This window comes from Paraburkholderia sp. (assembly GCF_035948235.1).
Taxonomy (GTDB): Bacteria; Pseudomonadota; Gammaproteobacteria; order Burkholderiales; family Burkholderiaceae; genus Paraburkholderia.
The window spans coordinates 1-16,044 of record NZ_DASZJJ010000212.1 but is presented as its reverse complement, the minus strand read 5'-3'; the positions used below and the strand labels follow the sequence as shown (position 1 = coordinate 16,044).

The 16,044-nt window shown below is 64.4% G+C and carries 16 protein-coding genes; 13 read left to right on the top strand and 3 right to left on the bottom strand.

Annotated features, from left to right (window positions below):
* Positions 1 to 502 precede the first annotated feature (502 nt).
* The 8 genes from dapF (at position 503) to hslU (ending at position 9,135) form a co-directional block, all read left to right on the top strand.
* Positions 503 to 1,369: a diaminopimelate epimerase gene (gene dapF / locus VG320_RS18305; RefSeq protein WP_327201496.1), complete on the top strand. Its 867-nt coding sequence runs from the start codon at positions 503 to 505 to the stop codon at positions 1,367 to 1,369.
* Positions 1,370 to 1,541: 172 nt separating this feature from the next.
* Positions 1,542 to 2,225, top strand: coding sequence for a DUF484 family protein (locus tag VG320_RS18300; protein WP_327201495.1), 684 nt, complete (start codon positions 1,542 to 1,544; stop codon positions 2,223 to 2,225).
* A gap of 42 nt (positions 2,226 to 2,267) precedes the next feature.
* Positions 2,268 to 3,212, top strand: coding sequence for a tyrosine recombinase XerC (xerC, locus tag VG320_RS18295; RefSeq protein WP_327201494.1), 945 nt, complete (start codon positions 2,268 to 2,270; stop codon positions 3,210 to 3,212).
* A gap of 90 nt (positions 3,213 to 3,302) precedes the next feature.
* A complete protein-coding gene (locus VG320_RS18290) occupies positions 3,303 to 4,505 on the top strand; it encodes a class I SAM-dependent rRNA methyltransferase (RefSeq protein WP_327201493.1) in 1,203 nt (400 codons plus the stop codon).
* A 207-nt stretch (positions 4,506 to 4,712) separates the two neighbouring features.
* Entirely contained in the window at positions 4,713 to 5,813 is a 1,101-nt protein-coding gene (locus VG320_RS18285; RefSeq protein WP_327201497.1) for a GTP-binding protein, read from the top strand.
* A gap of 609 nt (positions 5,814 to 6,422) precedes the next feature.
* Positions 6,423 to 6,842 (top strand): RNA polymerase-binding protein DksA, encoded by a 420-nt coding sequence (dksA, locus tag VG320_RS18280; RefSeq protein WP_027815854.1) that lies wholly within the window; start codon positions 6,423 to 6,425, stop codon positions 6,840 to 6,842.
* 380 nt (positions 6,843 to 7,222) lie between these two features.
* Positions 7,223 to 7,759 (top strand): ATP-dependent protease subunit HslV, encoded by a 537-nt coding sequence (gene hslV, locus VG320_RS18275; RefSeq protein ID WP_103702740.1) that lies wholly within the window; start codon positions 7,223 to 7,225, stop codon positions 7,757 to 7,759.
* Between the two features lie 26 nt (positions 7,760 to 7,785).
* On the top strand, positions 7,786 to 9,135 hold the full coding sequence (hslU, locus tag VG320_RS18270) for an ATP-dependent protease ATPase subunit HslU (RefSeq protein ID WP_327201491.1): 1,350 nt from the start codon (positions 7,786 to 7,788) through the stop codon (positions 9,133 to 9,135).
* An 86-nt stretch (positions 9,136 to 9,221) separates the two neighbouring features.
* On the opposite strand, the gene VG320_RS18265 is transcribed toward hslU, so the two are convergent.
* Both VG320_RS18265 and VG320_RS18260 read right to left on the bottom strand, forming a co-directional pair.
* Positions 9,222 to 9,764, bottom strand: a complete 543-nt coding sequence (locus tag VG320_RS18265) for a response regulator transcription factor (RefSeq protein ID WP_167063944.1) — start codon at positions 9,762 to 9,764, stop codon at positions 9,222 to 9,224.
* Between the two features lie 108 nt (positions 9,765 to 9,872).
* On the bottom strand, positions 9,873 to 11,225 hold the full coding sequence (locus VG320_RS18260) for an ATP-binding protein (protein ID WP_327201490.1): 1,353 nt from the start codon (positions 11,223 to 11,225) through the stop codon (positions 9,873 to 9,875).
* 116 nt (positions 11,226 to 11,341) lie between these two features.
* Here VG320_RS18260 and VG320_RS18255 point away from each other — a divergent pair, with 116 nt between their 5' ends.
* Positions 11,342 to 12,988, top strand: a complete 1,647-nt coding sequence (locus VG320_RS18255) for a hypothetical protein (RefSeq protein ID WP_327201489.1) — start codon at positions 11,342 to 11,344, stop codon at positions 12,986 to 12,988.
* Between the two features lie 26 nt (positions 12,989 to 13,014).
* Here the strand turns inward: VG320_RS18255 and VG320_RS18250 are convergent, their stop codons facing one another.
* The gene (locus tag VG320_RS18250; protein WP_327201488.1) at positions 13,015 to 13,242 is read right to left on the bottom strand and encodes a cysteine-rich CWC family protein; all 228 of its coding nucleotides are present in this window, start codon (positions 13,240 to 13,242) and stop codon (positions 13,015 to 13,017) included.
* Here VG320_RS18250 and VG320_RS18245 point away from each other — a divergent pair.
* The 4 genes from VG320_RS18245 to slmA all read left to right on the top strand — a co-directional run.
* Positions 13,241 to 13,501, top strand: a complete 261-nt coding sequence (locus VG320_RS18245; protein WP_327201487.1) for a hypothetical protein — start codon at positions 13,241 to 13,243, stop codon at positions 13,499 to 13,501. The two genes, VG320_RS18250 and VG320_RS18245, sit on opposite strands and share 2 nt — an antisense overlap.
* 48 nt (positions 13,502 to 13,549) lie before the next feature.
* Positions 13,550 to 14,449: an acetylglutamate kinase gene (argB, locus tag VG320_RS18240; RefSeq protein WP_322043716.1), complete on the top strand. Its 900-nt coding sequence runs from the start codon at positions 13,550 to 13,552 to the stop codon at positions 14,447 to 14,449.
* Between the two features lie 199 nt (positions 14,450 to 14,648).
* Complete coding sequence (locus tag VG320_RS18235; protein WP_327201486.1) at positions 14,649 to 15,446, top strand: pyrimidine 5'-nucleotidase; 798 nt, start codon at positions 14,649 to 14,651, stop codon at positions 15,444 to 15,446.
* A 192-nt stretch (positions 15,447 to 15,638) separates the two neighbouring features.
* The coding region (gene slmA / locus VG320_RS18230) for a nucleoid occlusion factor SlmA (protein ID WP_327201485.1) at positions 15,639 to 16,044 on the top strand (406 nt) is incomplete at its 3' end.

Below are 16,044 nucleotides of genomic sequence, written 5' to 3'. Positions count from 1 at the left end.
TCGATATCACGAGCGGGCACTAGCGCGCACTGCCAACTGCCCTTGAGCGGCACGTAAAGCGCGTTATACGAATTGCCCCATTCGGGTAACGACATGTCACCTCCACCTGGTTGTGCGGCGTTTACTAGCACGTCACCAGGCGGCCGACCTTGCGCTATCTGGACTGGCTCGCAGTTGATGCGAGGCGCATTGGCCCGCGCTGGCCCGCGCTGGCGCGAGCCGGACGCGCTGCGGCGATGAAGCTCGCGCGATGTACGTCATGTACTTCACCTCGTGTAGCAACATCGCGAACCTGTTGCCCCCCGAACCACCGCAATGTTCTGGTTTGTTCAGGTCGGCCAGCGCACGCCCCTTGTGCGAGCGCGAAACCGGGACTATCAGCGTGTATCATTCGATACCAGCCCAGCGCGCCTCAAATGGGTAGCCAGATGGGTAGCTAGACGAGATTTTCAGGTTCAATAGAATCGCGAAAGCCTTATGCAGCAATGAACAGAAGGAAAACGTGAAGCTGAAATTCACCAAGATGCACGGCGCGGGTAACGACTTCGTCGTGCTCGACGGCTACACCCAGTCGCTCTCGCTCACGCCCGAACGCGTGCGTGCGCTCGCTGACCGCCACTTTGGCATCGGCGCGGACCAACTGCTGGTGGTCGAAAAACCGACCGTCGATGGCGTCGATTTCCGCTATCGCATCTTCAATTGCGACGGCGGCGAGGTCGAGCATTGCGGCAATGGCGCGCGCTGCTTCGTGAAATTCGTGCGCGACCACAAGCTCACCGACTCGCGCAGCGTGCGCGTGCAGGTCCAGAAGGGCATCCTCACGCTCGTCATGCAGGACAACGGCGAAGTCGTGGTCGATATGGGCAGCCCGGTGTTCGAGCCGGCGCTGGTGCCGTTCGACGCAAACGGCCTCGAAGGCCGCCGCGAGGGCAATGACACGCTCTGGCCGCTCGAAGTGAACGGCCAGACGCGCTGGATTTCGGCGGTGTCGATGGGCAATCCGCACGCGGTTCAGATCGTTGACGACGCCGAGGCGTTCGCGGTCCTGCAGGACGGTCCCGTCATCGAAAAACACGCGCGCTTTCCGAACAAGGTGAACGCGGGCTTCATGCAGATCGTCTCGCGCAACGAAGTGAAACTGCGCGTGTTCGAGCGCGGCGCGGGCGAAACGCTCGCGTGCGGCACGGGCGCATGCGCGGCGGTGGCGGCGGGGATTCGCCGCGGCCTGCTCGATTCGCCGGTGAAGGTGCACACGCACGGCGGCCAGCTCACCATTGCCTGGGACGGCGCGCGCGACGAAAGCGCCGCGCTCACCATGGCAGGCCCGGCCACCACGGTGTTCGAAGGCGAGATCGACATCCAGGACTGAAGCCGCCGACTCAAGCGGCGAAGCGATACACGCAGAACCCAGCAGCACCAGCACTACGCAAGACCTTCCGCGCCGCGAATGGATCCGCGGCGCAGTCACGATAGATCGCCTCATCCGGCGCGCAGCCGCGCGCCGCTTCCTGACCGAACGCGCTTATTGACGTATTAACGACATGACCGATCGCGAAGTCGCCGATTATCTGCTTGCCAATCCCAATTTCTTCGTCGAGCACGCCGAGCTGCTGGTCTCGCTTAAACTGGGCAATCCGCACGGCAAGGCCGCCGTGTCGCTCCAGGAGCGCCAGATGGAAATGCTGCGCGAGAAGAACAAACACCTGGAACTGCGTCTGTCCGAACTGCTGCGCTACGGCCACGAGAACGACAGCATCGCCGCGAAGATGGTCCACTGGACCTCGCTCGTGCTCGCCGAGCGCGATCCGCACGCCTTGCCGCGCATGATCGCCGAGCGTCTGCGCGAGGAATTCGACGTGCCGCAATCGGCGCTGCGTCTGTGGGATGTCGCGGAGTCCTATTCACAGGCGAGCTTCGCGAAGCACACGGGCGAGGAAGTGCGCCTGTTCGCGGGCAGTCTGGAGACGCCGTATTGCGGCGCGAACACGGGCTTCGAAGCCGCGCAGTGGCTCGACGGCGCCGAAGGCGAGCCGCAGTCGGTGGCGATCATCACGCTGCGCAAGCGCGTCTCGGACGATGAACGCGACCCGAGCGGCGAGGCGTTCGGCCTGCTGGTGATGGGTTCGCCCGATCCGCGCCGTTTTCACGACGGCATGGGTACCGATTTCCTGCGCCAGATCGGCACGCTCGCCAGCGGCGCGCTCGCGCGCCTGCTGCCGCACTGATCCATCATTGAAGCTGTTTTAACCCGTAGCGAAGCCGTCACCGTGAATCCGACCGATCAGATCGCCGACTATCTCGACACGCTCGAGCACGTGCGCAGGCTCTCGGCGCACACGCTGCGCGGCTATGCGCACGAACTCGACGAGCTGAAGAAGCTCGCCAACGGCCGGCCGCTCGAACGGGTCTCCCCCGCCGACGTGCGCGGCGCCGTCGCGCGCGCGCACGCGGGCGGTCTGTCGGCGCGCTCGATTGCGCACCGGCTGTCGGCGTGGCGCGCGTTCTATCGCTGGCTCGCGGGCCGCATCGAACTCGACGCCAATCCGGTCGCGGCGGTACGTGCACCCAAGCGCGCGAAGACGCTGCCCAAGGCGCTGTCCGTCGACGACGCCACGCGGCTCATGGAAGCGCCGGGCGTCACGGCCGAGGCCGCCGCGGGCAGCCTGGAAACGCTGCGCGACCAGGCGATGCTGGAGCTGTTCTATTCGTCCGGGCTGCGTCTGGCGGAACTCGTCGGGCTGGACGTGCGTTACGTGCGGCGCGACGGCTACGAATCTGAAGGCTGGCTCAAGCGCGACGCCGCCGAAGTCGAAGTGCACGGCAAGGGCGACCGGCATCGCCTCGTGCCCGTGGGGCGCAAGGCGCTGGACGCGCTCGACGCCTGGCTCGCGGTGCGCGACGCCTGGGTCAAGCACGACGACGCCCCGCTCTTTCTCTCCGTGCGCGGCAACCGCATGGCGCCGGGCGTCGTGCGCGAGCGCGTGAAGCGCGCGGCGCTGGTGGCCGGCATCCCGGCGAACGTCCATCCGCACGTATTGCGGCACTCGTTCGCCACGCATCTGCTGCAATCGAGCGGCGATCTGCGCGCGGTCCAGGAACTGCTCGGCCACGCCAGCATATCGGCCACGCAGGTGTATACGTCGCTCGATTTCCAGCATCTCGCGAAGGTGTACGACAACGCGCATCCGCGCGCGAAGAAGCGCGAAGAGTAGCCTCCTTCCTGCGCATTCACCCTTTTCTGCGCGTCCGGCACCCTAACGCGGGTCGGCGGGCGCCGCCGCATCATTGGCATCACATCCATCATGAATATCGTCACACTCAAGCCGTCGAAAGAAAAATCCCTGCTGCGCCGCCATCCGTGGGTGTACGCCAACGCGATCGAGCGCGTCGACGGCAAGCCCGCGTCGGGCGCCACGGTAATCGTGCGCGCGCACGACGGCCGCTTCCTCGCGCGCGCCGCCTACAGCCCGCATTCGCAGATCCGCGTGCGCGTCTGGAGCTTCGACGAAAACGAACCCATCGATCACGCCTTCTTCAAGCGCCGCGTGCAACGCGCGCTGGCGCATCGCCAGGCGATGGTGAAGAACACGGGCGCGGTGCGCCTGATCTTCGGCGAGGCGGACGGTTTGCCTGGCCTGATCGTCGACTGGTACACAGAGGATGCGCAGAACCCGCGCGGCCAGCTGGTCTGCCAGTTCATGGCGGCGGGCGTGGAAGCGTGGAAGGAAGCCATCGTGGCCGCGCTGACCTCGGCCACGGGCTGCCCGAACGTCTATGAGCGCTCGGACGTGTCGATCCGCGAGAAGGAAGGTCTGGAGCAGATCACCGGTCTGCTGGCCGGCGACGAGCCGCCCGCCACCATCATCGCCAGCGAAAACGGCGTGCGCTATCACGTCGACGTGCGCAATGGCCACAAGACCGGCTTCTACGTCGATCAGCGCGACAACCGCGCACTGGTGCAAACCTATGCCGAAGGCCGCGACGTGCTCAACTGCTTCTGCTACACGGGCGGTTTCTCGCTCGCAGCGATGAAAGGCGGCGCAAAGCGCGTGGTGTCGATCGACTCGTCAGGCGAGGCGCTGAACACGGCGCAAAAGAACGTGGAAGCCAACGGTTTCGACGCCGAACGCGCGACCTGGCTTGACGCCGACGCCTTCAAGACGCTGCGCCGTCTGCACGAAGAAGGCGAGCGTTTCGACCTCGTGGTGCTCGATCCGCCCAAGTTCGCCGCCTCGCGCGAGCACGTGGACCGCGCCGCGCGCGCCTACAAGGACATCAACCTGACCGGCTTCAAGCTGCTGCGTCCGGGCGGCCTGCTGTTCACCTATTCGTGCTCGGGCGCGATCGACGCCGAACTGTTCCAGAAGATCGTCGCGGGCGCGGCCGCCGATGCGAAGGTCGATGCGCGCATCATCAAGCGCCTGGGCGCGGGCGTCGATCACCCGCTGCTGACGGCGTTCCCGGAAGGCGAATACCTCAAGGGCCTGCTGTTGCAAATCGCCTGAGACGGCCTTATCTGCGCGTAATTGGCACGCACTCAGCGCGCACATGATGCGGCCCCGTATCGCGTCGCTCCTGCGTGTCCTGCGTACATCCGGCAGATATGATTCAATAGATAGTTATGTTGTAACACTGGCGACCGAGCGCGCGCAGCCGCGCGCCGCGCCGCGTCCTCACCCGACACTCATCAGGCACAGAGCATGGCAAACAGCATGATTCCCGTCACGATCCTGACCGGCTTCCTTGGCAGCGGCAAGACCACGCTGCTCAAGCGCATCCTCAACGAGAACCACGGCATGAAGATCGCCGTGATCGAGAACGAGTTCGGCGAAGAGAACATCGATAACGAAATTCTCGTGCAGGACAGCAACGAGCAGATCATCCAGATGAGCAACGGCTGCATCTGCTGCACGATCCGCGGCGACCTCGCGCGCGTGCTCGGCGACCTCGCGCAGCAAAAGCGCGACGGCAAGCTGGATTTCGAGCGCGTCGTGATCGAAACGACGGGTCTGGCCAATCCGGGCCCGGTCGCGCAGACCTTCTTCATGGACAACGAGATCGCCGACACCTTCCTGCTCGACGCGATCATCACGCTGGTCGATGCCAAGCACGGCAACAAGCAGCTCGACGAACACGAAGTGGTGCAGCGCCAGGTCGGTTTCGCCGACCGCATCTTCGTCACCAAGGCCGATCTGGTCGATGCGAAGGAAGTCGCCGACCTGCGTCACCGCGTGCTGCACATGAACCCGAAGGCGCAGGTGCGCGAAGTGAATTTCGGCGAAACGGACATCAAGGAAGTGTTCGATCTGCGTGGCTTCAATCTGAACGCCAAGCTCGAAATCGATCCGGACTTCCTCGCCGAAGACGATCACGAGCATGCGCATGACCACGCGCACGCCCATGACGACCACGGCCACAGCCACGATCACGGCGATCACGCGGACTGCGATCACGATCACGGCAAGTGCACGCACGAAGGCCACGATCACGCTCACCACCATCACGCGCATCACGACGACAAGATCAAGTCGTTCGTGTACCGCAGCGACCGCCCGTTCGATCCGAACCGTCTGGAGGACTTCCTCGGCGGCATCCTGCAGATCTACGGCGAGCACCTGCTGCGCTACAAGGGCGTGCTCTACATGAAGGGCGTCGATCGCAAGGTCGTGTTCCAGGGCGTGCACCAGATGATGGGCAGCGACCTGGCCGCCAAGTGGCTGCCGATCGAGAAGAAGAACAGCAAGATGGTGTTCATCGGCATCGATCTGCCGAAGGATCTCATCACCGACGGTCTCGACGCCTGCCTGGTCTGATGCGCAAAATTCGCGTTTAAGACGGCGATTGCAACGAAACTGAGTCGATTTAGACGCTCCAACGCCCGGCCTCGCGCCGGGCGTTGCCGTTTTTAGCGGCATTGAAGGCGTGGAATGGTGTCTTTCCGTGCGCTGTGCATCAAATAACGTACCCGACCATCGCTTTTTCACGATTGGCGCGTTATATTTTCTGGATATCGAACGTAAGACGAAGCCGCGAATGCAGGGATTTCCCGCTTGCGGCGTGAGTTTGCGGTTCGGTTACAATACGGCCCCACTGGAAGAGAGGCATTCTCCCCAATACCGGTTTCCGGCAATCTCCGGCAGCTTCCGGCGAGAAACGCCTCCCCGGCCGCGCATCGCGTCGCAGCGCGCAGCCGGTACGAAATATGCCTCAGAAGCTTCTGAACCACGGTTTCCAGAGGAGTTCGGCCCCGCAGCGGCGCTCAGGCGTCACGGCAAATCACCGTCCGTGCCCGTCGGTGCGCACCTTGGCGCGAAAAAGCGCGCGATAGAACGCGGTTTTGGGTGGTAAAGGCCACTGCGGGCAACACAAAAGTGCAGGCAAGATGTGCCAGTTTTGCCTCACTCATTGAAGAAGCAAGCCAGATGACGACGAAACGACTCTTGACCGAAGCCGAAATCCTGAAGATGAGCGACAAGGATTACATGAACGAGGATCAGCTCGCCTTCTTCAAGAACCGGCTCGAACAGCTGCAGGCGGAAATCCTCCGCAATGCGGGCCAGACCACCGAGAATCTGCGCGAAACCGTGATCGTTCCCGATCCGGCCGACCGCGCGACGATCGAAGAAGAGCATGCGCTCGAGTTGCGCACGCGCGACCGCGAACGCAAGCTGCTCAAGAAGGTGCAGCAATCGATCGCGCGCATCGAATCGGGCGATTACGGCTGGTGCGAAGAAACCGGCGAGCCGATCGGCATTCCGCGTCTGCTCGCGCGCCCGACCGCCACGCTCTCGCTCGAAGCGCAGGAGCGCCGCGAACTGCGCCAGAAGCTGTTCGGCGACTGACCGGCTGCCGGCGGCGCCACGTTTCATACGTGGGTGCGTGCCGGATCGACTGCCTTCCTCGAAGAAGCGCACGGAGTCCCGTGCGCTTTTTTATTTGCGCGCCGCCCGCGTGCGCAGAGGCCTTTTGCGGCCATTTCTCCTTCATTTCCCATTCTCTTATCCCGCGCTTTTTATCTCGCTTTCTGCGCGGCGAACTCTTGAACTGCCCGCTGCCGCCCTAAACTTCTCCCGACACGCCCGCTCGCGCGCCCTGGCGCACCAGCCTGCACAGGCTCTTCAGACTACCAGGCACGCGCGGCGCGTACCGAATCCCGACGGCGCGGCGCCGCTTCAAACGCCACGCCTGTCTCTACCTGGCAACAACGGTAAAAGGAACGCACATGGAGCAATTTCACGGCACGACGATCGTTTCCGTGCGGCGCGGCGACAAGGTCGCCCTCGGCGGCGACGGCCAGGTCACCCTCGGCAACATCGTCATGAAGGGCGGTGCGAAGAAGGTGCGGCGCATTTACGGCGGCAAGGTCATGGTCGGCTTCGCCGGCGGCACCGCCGACGCCTTCTCGCTGCTCGACCGCTTCGAAGCCAAGCTCGAAAAACATCAGGGCAATCTCACACGCGCCGCCGTCGAACTCGCCAAGGACTGGCGCACCGACCGCATGCTGCGCCGTCTCGAAGCGATGCTGATCGCCGCCGACGCCACCACCACCCTCGTCATCACCGGCAACGGCGACGTGCTCGATCCCGAAGGCGGCATCTGCGCGATCGGCTCGGGCGGTTCGTATGCACAGGCCGCCGCGAAGGCGCTGGTCGACAACACCGACCTCTCGCCGCGCGAGATCGTCGAAAAGTCGCTCGAAATCGCGGGCGACATGTGCATCTATACGAATCACAACCGCGTGATCGAAACCATCGAGTAACCCTCCCAGGACGACAAGGAATCACGATGAGCACCATGACTCCCGCCGAGATCGTCTCGGAACTCGACAAGCACATCATCGGCCAGGGCAAGGCCAAGAAGGCCGTGGCTGTCGCGCTGCGCAACCGCTGGCGCCGTCAGCAGGTGGCCGATCCGCTGCGCCAGGAAATCACGCCGAAGAACATTCTCATGATCGGGCCGACGGGCGTCGGCAAGACCGAAATCGCCCGCCGTCTGGCCAAGCTCGCGGACGCGCCGTTCATCAAGATCGAAGCGACCAAGTTCACCGAAGTGGGCTACGTGGGCCGCGACGTCGATAGCATCGTGCGCGACCTGATCGAAATTTCGGTGAAGCAGACCCGCGAAACGGAAATGCGCAAGGTGCGCAGCAAGGCCACCGATCAGGCCGAAGACCGCATCCTCGACATCCTGCTGCCGAGCGCGCGTCAGGTAGGCTTCGGCTCGTCCGATGCGGTGGCTACCGGCGAAGGCGACAACGCCACGCGCCAGACCTTCCGCAAGCGTCTGCGCGAAGGCCAGCTCGACGACAAGGAAATCGAGCTGGACGTGGAAATGCCGCAGGCCGGCATGGACATCATGGGGCCGCCGGGCATGGAAGACATGACCGAGCAGATCCGTTCGATGTTCGCCAATCTGGGCGGCGGCAAGAAGACGCGTCGCAAGGTGAAGGTCAAGGAAGCGCTCAAACTCCTCACGGACGAAGAAGCGGCCAAGATGCTCAACGACGAAGAGGTCAAGCAGAAGGCCGTGCAGAACGTCGAGCAGAACGGCATCGTGTTCCTCGACGAAATCGACAAGATCGCCTCGCGCAACAACGAAGGCGCGGGCGGCGGTGAGGTTTCGCGTCAGGGCGTGCAGCGCGATCTGCTGCCGCTGGTGGAGGGCACCACCATCAACACGAAGTACGGGATGATCAAGACGGATCACATCCTGTTCATCGCGAGCGGCGCATTCCATCTGTCGAAGCCGAGCGATCTGATTCCCGAACTGCAGGGCCGTTTCCCGATTCGCGTGGAACTGGAATCGCTGTCTGTGAAGGACTTCGAAGCGATTCTGGTCTCGACCGACGCGAGCCTCGTGAAGCAGTATCAAGCGTTGCTGGCCACCGAAGACGTGCAGCTCGATTTCGCCGAAGACGGGATTCGCCGCCTCGCGGAAATCGCCTATTCGGTCAACGAAAAAACCGAGAACATCGGCGCGCGCCGCCTCTACACGGTGATCGAAAAGCTGCTGGAGGATGTGTCGTTCGCCGCGGGCAATCACGCGGGCCAAAGCGTGACCGTCGATGCCGCTTACGTGGACAAGGCGCTCGGCGAAGTCTCGCAGGACGAGGATCTGTCGCGCTACGTGCTGTAAGCGCACCGCGCTTTTTCGTCGTTCAAAGCAAAAAGCCCTGCAAATGCAGGGCTTTTTTCATTGCGGCGACGCCGGCGCGAACGTGCTTACTGCTTGACCGGACGCTTCGCGAGCTTGCGCTGCAGCGTGCGCCGATGCATGTTGAGCGCGCGCGCCGTGGCCGAAATATTGCCGCCGTGCTCGGACAGCACGCGCTGGATGTGCTCCCATTCGAGGCGCGCGACCGACAGCGGCGCGGGATGCTCGATGGCCGCTTCCGCCTGCAGCGAGCTTGCGTCGCCCTGCAGCGATGTGAGGATCATTTCCACATTGGCGGGCTTGGCGAGGTAGTTGTCCGCGCCGTCCTTGACCGCCTGCACCGCCGTGGCGATGCTCGCATAGCCGGTGAGCACGAGCATGCGCGCATCCGGTTGCAGATCGCGCAGCGGCGCGATCAGCGTGAGGCCCGAGTCGTTGCCCAGATGCAGGTCGACGGTGATCTGTCCGAACTTCTGCTGGTTAGCGAAGCGGATTGCTTCCTCGGCATTGTGCGCCTGCTGCACCTGGTAGCCGCGCCGCGTGAGACCGCGCGCGAGGATGTCGGAGAAGACTTCGTCGTCGTCGATCACCAGAAAATTCATATCGCTCATGCCACTTTCTCCGTGTTGCACCGATGTTCCATTTTGATCAGGCCGAGCCGCGCAGGCCGTGCCGCGCAGTTCAGTTCGCGTAATTCGCGCCTCGCCTGATCCCCTGTCTTAAAGCGCCGCTGCCGCGCCATCGCGCGAACCAGCGGCCTGGCTGGCGTCGCCCGCCAGCCCTTCCGTGACCGGCACGCGCAACACCGCGCGCGTGCCACGCGTCTTGCGCGGGCGGGTCGTGCCGCCTTCGAGGCCAGCCGCGCCCTTCGTGGTTTGCGCGGGCGCGTCGGTGAGATCGATCGATCCGCCCAGCCGCGCCGCCGACGAAAACGCCAGATAAAGCCCCACGCCATGACCGCCCTGCGTACTGTCCACGGGCGCTGCGCCCAGCGAGGCGCGCAACGACGGCGGAATGCCCGGCCCCGCGTCGCAAACCTCGAAGTCGATATACCCTGGCAGCGGCGTGGCGCGCAGCGTCACAAAGTCGCGGCTTGCACGCGCGGCGTTGTCGAGCAGGATAGTGAGGATCTGGCCGACCGCCACGGCATCGTCCAGACTCAGGTCTTCCGGCGCGTCGCCCAGCAGTTCGAAATTCACATGCGGATGACGCAGGCGCCACTGCTCGACGAACGGCTCGAGCCATTCGCTCACCACCTGGCGGCTGCCCGTGGACGAAGCGCGGCTCCTGAGTCTCGCAAGCGCCGAGGTACAAAGCGTGATCTGCTTGTCGAGCAATTCGAGGTCGGCGGAATACGGCTGAAGTCCCTTGTCGCTACGGGCGATGTCGCGCAGCTCTTCGGTCAGCATGGCGATGCTGGATAGCGGCGTGCCGATTTCATGTGCTACGGTGGCCGCCTGCACGCCCAGCGCCACCGCGCGTTCGTCGCGCAACAGGCGCTGCTGCGCGTCGGCGAGCGCGTTTTCACGCTGGCGCAGCGCGCGCGACATGCGCGCCACGAACCACACGATCAGCGCCACGCTCACCATGAAGTTCACCCACATGCCCGCCCGGTAGTAATCGAACAGGTTGGCGGGATTATCGAGATTGAGCGGGACGTTGTCGAAACCGAGCAGCACGTAGCAGACCACGGCGAAGCACGCGAGCCAGGCGGTGAGATACCACGGCAGAACGGCGGCCGCGATGGCGAGCGACGGCAGATATAGCGAAACGAACGGATTGGTCGTGCCACCCGAGAGGAACAGCAGCGCGGAAAGTGCGCCGAGATCGACCCAAAGTTGACCGAACAGTTCGAGATCGGATTCAGGACGGTCCTGCGTGACGCGCAGCCAGGTCACGCCGTTGAACGCCACTTCCAGGGCGATCACGAACAGCATGGCAGGCAGCGGCAATTGCACGCCGAAGAAGAATTGCACGAACGCAATCGTGCACAGCTGGCCGATGATGGCGAGGCTGCGCAGCCAGAAAACGTGGCTTAGATTGACGCGGCCACTGACAGTTATGCGATGCATGGCGTCAGTTTACCTGTTCGGACTTGTCTTATTCATTGTCTCGAAAAGCTCTGTTCCAATATCTGACATACGCTCACTACACAAGTGGCGATCTTTTCTGACAAGGCTGGCCGCAGATGACTTCCATTACGCCCGATCCCGTGCAGAAGGTGCACGCTCTCTTTCTCGATTTCGTCGATGCCGCCTGCGACGATATGTCATCACCCAACACCCCGCTGGGCGCTTTGCTGAACGCCACACGCAGCGCGCTGCGCGAACTCGACGACGACGCGCTCATGCTCACAGCCGCGCGCGCCCAGCAGCCGGAACACGCAAAAGAAGCCATCCGCCTTTGCGCCGCCGTCACCCGGCTCGAACCGCAACGCATCACCGCGTGGTTCGCGGTCGGCCTCGCATTTCAACTGGCGAACCGTCACGCCGAATCCGTAGAACCATACCGCCGCGCGCTCGCTATCGATCGGACGTTTCCAAATCTGCGCAACAATCTTGCGACCGCCTTGATGCAAATCAAATCCAATGACGACGAAGTCGCGGCGCTACTCGGCGAATGCATCGAAGCAAATCCCGATGACGCCAACGCGTGGATCAATCTCGGGCGTCTGCGCGCCGACGAAGCCGATGCCGCGCGTCCCCTCGAAGCCAGCCGGCGAGCCGTCGCACTGTCGCCGCGCAGCGCACTCGCCCTCAACAACTACTCGATGGCCTGCAAGGAGTTCCAATTGTGGGACGAAGCCGCACGCGCGGCCCAGGACGCCTGCCAGTATGCCCCCAACGACGCATCGATACGCATGAACCTGTCGATGACCCGGCTCGTGCGCGGCAACTTCGCCGAAGGTTGGGCCGACCATGAAATGCGCTGGCAAGGATCGAGCGAGCTTGCGGCGGGCCGCCCCGCATTTCCGAAACCCACTTGGCGCGGCGAGCCGCTCGCGGGCCGCACGTTGCTGGTGTGGGGCGAACAGGGCATGGGCGATCTGCTGCAATTCAGCCGCTATATCCCACTGCTCGCCGAACGCGTGCGCCGCGAAGGCGGCGAGCTCGTGTGGAATTCGTTCCCGCAGATGGGCGCATTGCTCGCGCGCAGTATGCACGGGCACTACGACCTTTACACGGCGGGCGGCCCGGTCGAGGCGCTGCCGCCCTTCGACTACGAGATATCACTCGTGAGCCTGCCCTGGCTCTTCGACACACGCGAAGACACCATTCCCGGCCCCACGCGCTATCTGGCCTCCGAACCCACGGCGGCGGCGCACTGGCGCGACCGTCTTGCCGGAGAAACCCGGCTGAAGGTCGGACTCACCTGGACGGGCAGCCTCACGCATAAGCGCAATCCGTACCGGCGTGTCGGGCTCGAACGCTACGCGCGGCACTTCGGCGGCTTCGACAACGTGGTGTTCTACTCGCTGCAGCCGGGCGCGCAAGCCGATGTCACCGCCGCACGCGAAGCGGGCTTCGAGGTCATCGATTACACGCAAGAGTGGAAGAACTTCGACGACACCGCCGCGTTCATCGATGCGCTCGATCTCGTGATTTCGGTCTGCACGTCGGCGGCGCACCTGGCGGGCGCGCTCGGCCAGCGTGCGTGGGTGCTGCTGGACGTGAACCCGCACTGGGTCTGGATGCTGGATCGGCCTGACACCCCTTGGTACCCGAACACCACGCTGTATCGGCAGCGGCAGTTCAGGCAATGGGAGCCGGTGCTCGAAAACATGAGCGCCGATCTGGCGAAGCTCGCCGCCGCATATCGATCGAAAAGCGCCTGAACGCTGAAGCTGCGGGCAGGCGCGTGTCAGCGCCCCGCGCCGCCCTTCGGCACACCGCCCGCAGCAGCGGCGGCGGCAAGGCATTCCGGGCACATACAGCGCCCGCGCGGATCGAGCTGGCTCGCCGGCACGGCGGGCAGCGTCTTGCACCAGCAGTCGAAAGGCTCGGTATTGCGCCCGCAGTCGAAGGCGTTGCCGCAGCGCGGGCAGCGCGCATGCCGCACGGCATGGACGGGTGAAGCGGAGGCGGTCATGGCGGCACGCTCCCAGGAAACCGGCTTCGGCGATGTAGAAATGATGCCACAGCCGGGAGGCCGCCTCGACGCTTCCAGCAAGAACCTCTGTCGCGGCAATTTCACGGAATTTGCCGCACAATCACCGCAGAAGCGCCTCAATCGCGCCGCAAGTGCTCCGGTGGCCTCATTGCGCCGGCGCGTCTCCCACCTGGCGAAAACCCTGTTGCAGCGCGCCAGTCCTGTACAATTCGGCCAGATTCGTCCGCGCTTTCGCTAGCGCGCCTTTTCAGGCGTTTTTCGCCCCGTTTTCCTGTCCCCCGCCGCCATGTCCGAGCCCATCGACCTCTCGCAGATCGCGCCCACCCTGAAAGCCGAAATTCTGGCCGAGGCACTGCCTTATATCCGCCAGTACCACGGTAAGACCGTCGTCATCAAGTACGGCGGCAACGCCATGACCGAAGAGCGTCTGAAGCAGGGCTTCGCGCGCGACGTGATCCTGCTCAAGCTCGTGGGCATCAACCCGGTCATCGTGCACGGCGGCGGCCCGCAGATCGACACGGCGCTCAAGAAGATCGGCAAGCAGGGCACCTTCATTCAGGGCATGCGCGTCACGGACGAGGAAACCATGGAAGTCGTCGAGTGGGTGCTCGGCGGCGAGGTCCAGCAGGACATCGTCACGCTGATCAACCACTTCGGCGGCCACGCGGTCGGCCTGACCGGCAAGGACGGCGGCCTGATCCACGCACGCAAGCTGATGATGCCGGACCGCGATAACCCGGGCCAGTACATCGACATCGGCCAGGTGGGCGAAGTCGAGGCGATCAACCCAGCCGTCGTGAAGGCGCTGCAGGACGACGCATTCATTCCGGTGATCTCGCCGATCGGCTTCGGCGAAGACGGCCTGTCGTACAACATCAACGCCGACCTCGTGGCGGGCAAACTCGCGGTCGTGCTCAACGCCGAAAAGCTCGTCATGATGACGAACATCCCCGGCGTGATGGACAAGTCGGGCAATCTGCTGACGGACCTTTCCGCGCGCGAAATCGACGGCCTCTTCGAAGACGGCACGATCTCGGGCGGCATGCTGCCGAAGATCTCGTCGGCGCTCGACGCGGCCAAGAGCGGCGTGCGCTCGGTGCACATCATCGACGGCCGTATCGAGCACTCGGTGCTGCTGGAAATCCTGACCGAGCAGCCGTTCGGCACGATGATCCGCTCGCACTAATCGTGAGTGTCTCCGGCGGCGCGTTTGCGTAGCCGCCGGACGCCGGTTTTCCCCGGCAATCAGCGGCACACTCAGCAGCACATAGCGGCACCCTCGTCGCGCCCGCCTTCCGCGCGGCGCACGCGCGTTCGGGCGGCTTCATGCCCGCGCCTTCATTCGCTCAGCTTCATAAACGCAGCAGCCCGATGAACGCAGCACCATGAACCGCAGCGCGATCAATCCCAGTAAGCTCAAAATCCCCAGCACGCTGCGCCGCCGGCCCCATGCCGCGCGCAGCGTACGCGGCGCCTGCGCGCCGCACCGGCACACGCCCATCTGGCTGTTCGATCTCGACAACACGCTGCACGGCGCTTCGCGCGCGATCTTCCCGGCCATCAACCGGGGTATGACGCAGTACATCATCGATGCGCTGGGCGTGAGCCGTGATGTCGCCAATCATCTGCGCACCAGCTACACGCAGCGCTATGGCGCGACGCTGCTCGGCCTCACGCGCCATCATCCGATCGATCCGCACGACTTCCTCAAAGTCGTGCACACGTTCCCCGATCTGCCCAACATGGTTCACGCCGAGCGCGGACTCGCACGCACGCTCGCAGCGCTGCCTGGCCGCAAGATCGTGCTGACCAACGCGCCCGAGGCCTACGCGCGCGCCATGCTCGCGGAACTGGGCATCGAGCAGCTGTTCGAGCGCGTGGTGGCGATCGAGCACATGCAGACGCGCAGCCGCTGGCGCGCCAAGCCCGACCACGGCATGCTGCGCGCCGTGCTGCGCGAGGCGCGCGCGCCGCTTGCGGACGCCATCCTCGTCGAGGACACCCACGGGCATCTGAAGCGCTATCGGCGGCTGGGCATCCGCACGGTCTGGATCACGGGCCACCTGCCCGCGCACGTGGCACGGCGCGGGCGTCCCCACTATGTCGATCACCGCATTCGTTCGCTAAAATCGCTGCAACGCGGCCTGCAGCACATGCCGCTGCGGGGCCGGCCGCGCGCCTGAGCGAGCACCCCGCCAGCCCACGAAGCATCCTCGCGCGCCAGGCCCGACGGACCACGGACACCGCCAGCGACGCGAACGCAAAATTCAGCCGGACCGCCTGCGCGTGCCGGAGCGACAATAAACGGCAGGATTCAAGCGGCGCGGCGGCGCGATGACCCGATAGCCCGCCAGCCGCACTCAGGGGCGACATTCATGCAGCCGAGCCAATCGTTGGAACCGCGTGACGCAGCCGTATCAGCAGAGGACGCACCGCGCCGCGCCAGCCGCCCGAAGCCGGGCGAGCGCCGCGTGCACATCCTGCAGACGCTCGCCTCGATGCTGGAGGCGCCGCGCGGCGAGAAGATCACCACCGCCGCGCTCGCGGCGAAGATCGGCGTATCGGAGGCGGCGCTCTATCGCCACTTCGCCAGCAAGGCCCAGATGTACGAAGGCCTGATCGACTTCATCGAGCAGACGCTCTTTGCGCTCATCAACCAGATCGTCGCGAAGGAGCCGGGCGGCATGCGGCAGGCGCGCGCGATTGCGCTGATGCTGATCCAGTTTTCCGCGAAGAACGCCGGCATGACGCGCGTGCTCACCTGCGAGGCGCTGGTGGGCG

Bases quoted from the DNA above. Each gene is read 5' to 3' on its own strand.
- VG320_RS18285 (WP_327201497.1), top strand. From the start codon at position 4,713: ATGATTCCCGTCACGATCCTGACCGGCTTCCTTGGCAGCGGCAAGACC.
- VG320_RS18245 (WP_327201487.1), top strand. From the start codon at position 13,241: ATGGCGGCACGCTCCCAGGAAACCGGCTTCGGCGATGTAGAAATGATG.
- VG320_RS18235 (WP_327201486.1), top strand. From the start codon at position 14,649: ATGAACCGCAGCGCGATCAATCCCAGTAAGCTCAAAATCCCCAGCACG.
- dksA (WP_027815854.1), top strand. From the start codon at position 6,423: ATGACGACGAAACGACTCTTGACCGAAGCCGAAATCCTGAAGATGAGC.
- hslV (WP_103702740.1), top strand. From the start codon at position 7,223: ATGGAGCAATTTCACGGCACGACGATCGTTTCCGTGCGGCGCGGCGAC.
- VG320_RS18290 (WP_327201493.1), top strand. From the start codon at position 3,303: ATGAATATCGTCACACTCAAGCCGTCGAAAGAAAAATCCCTGCTGCGC.
- VG320_RS18300 (WP_327201495.1), top strand. From the start codon at position 1,542: ATGACCGATCGCGAAGTCGCCGATTATCTGCTTGCCAATCCCAATTTC.
- VG320_RS18260 (WP_327201490.1), bottom strand. From the start codon at position 11,225: ATGCATCGCATAACTGTCAGTGGCCGCGTCAATCTAAGCCACGTTTTC.
- argB (WP_322043716.1), top strand. From the start codon at position 13,550: ATGTCCGAGCCCATCGACCTCTCGCAGATCGCGCCCACCCTGAAAGCC.
- VG320_RS18255 (WP_327201489.1), top strand. From the start codon at position 11,342: ATGACTTCCATTACGCCCGATCCCGTGCAGAAGGTGCACGCTCTCTTT.
- hslU (WP_327201491.1), top strand. From the start codon at position 7,786: ATGAGCACCATGACTCCCGCCGAGATCGTCTCGGAACTCGACAAGCAC.
- VG320_RS18250 (WP_327201488.1), bottom strand. From the start codon at position 13,242: ATGACCGCCTCCGCTTCACCCGTCCATGCCGTGCGGCATGCGCGCTGC.
- VG320_RS18265 (WP_167063944.1), bottom strand. From the start codon at position 9,764: ATGAGCGATATGAATTTTCTGGTGATCGACGACGACGAAGTCTTCTCC.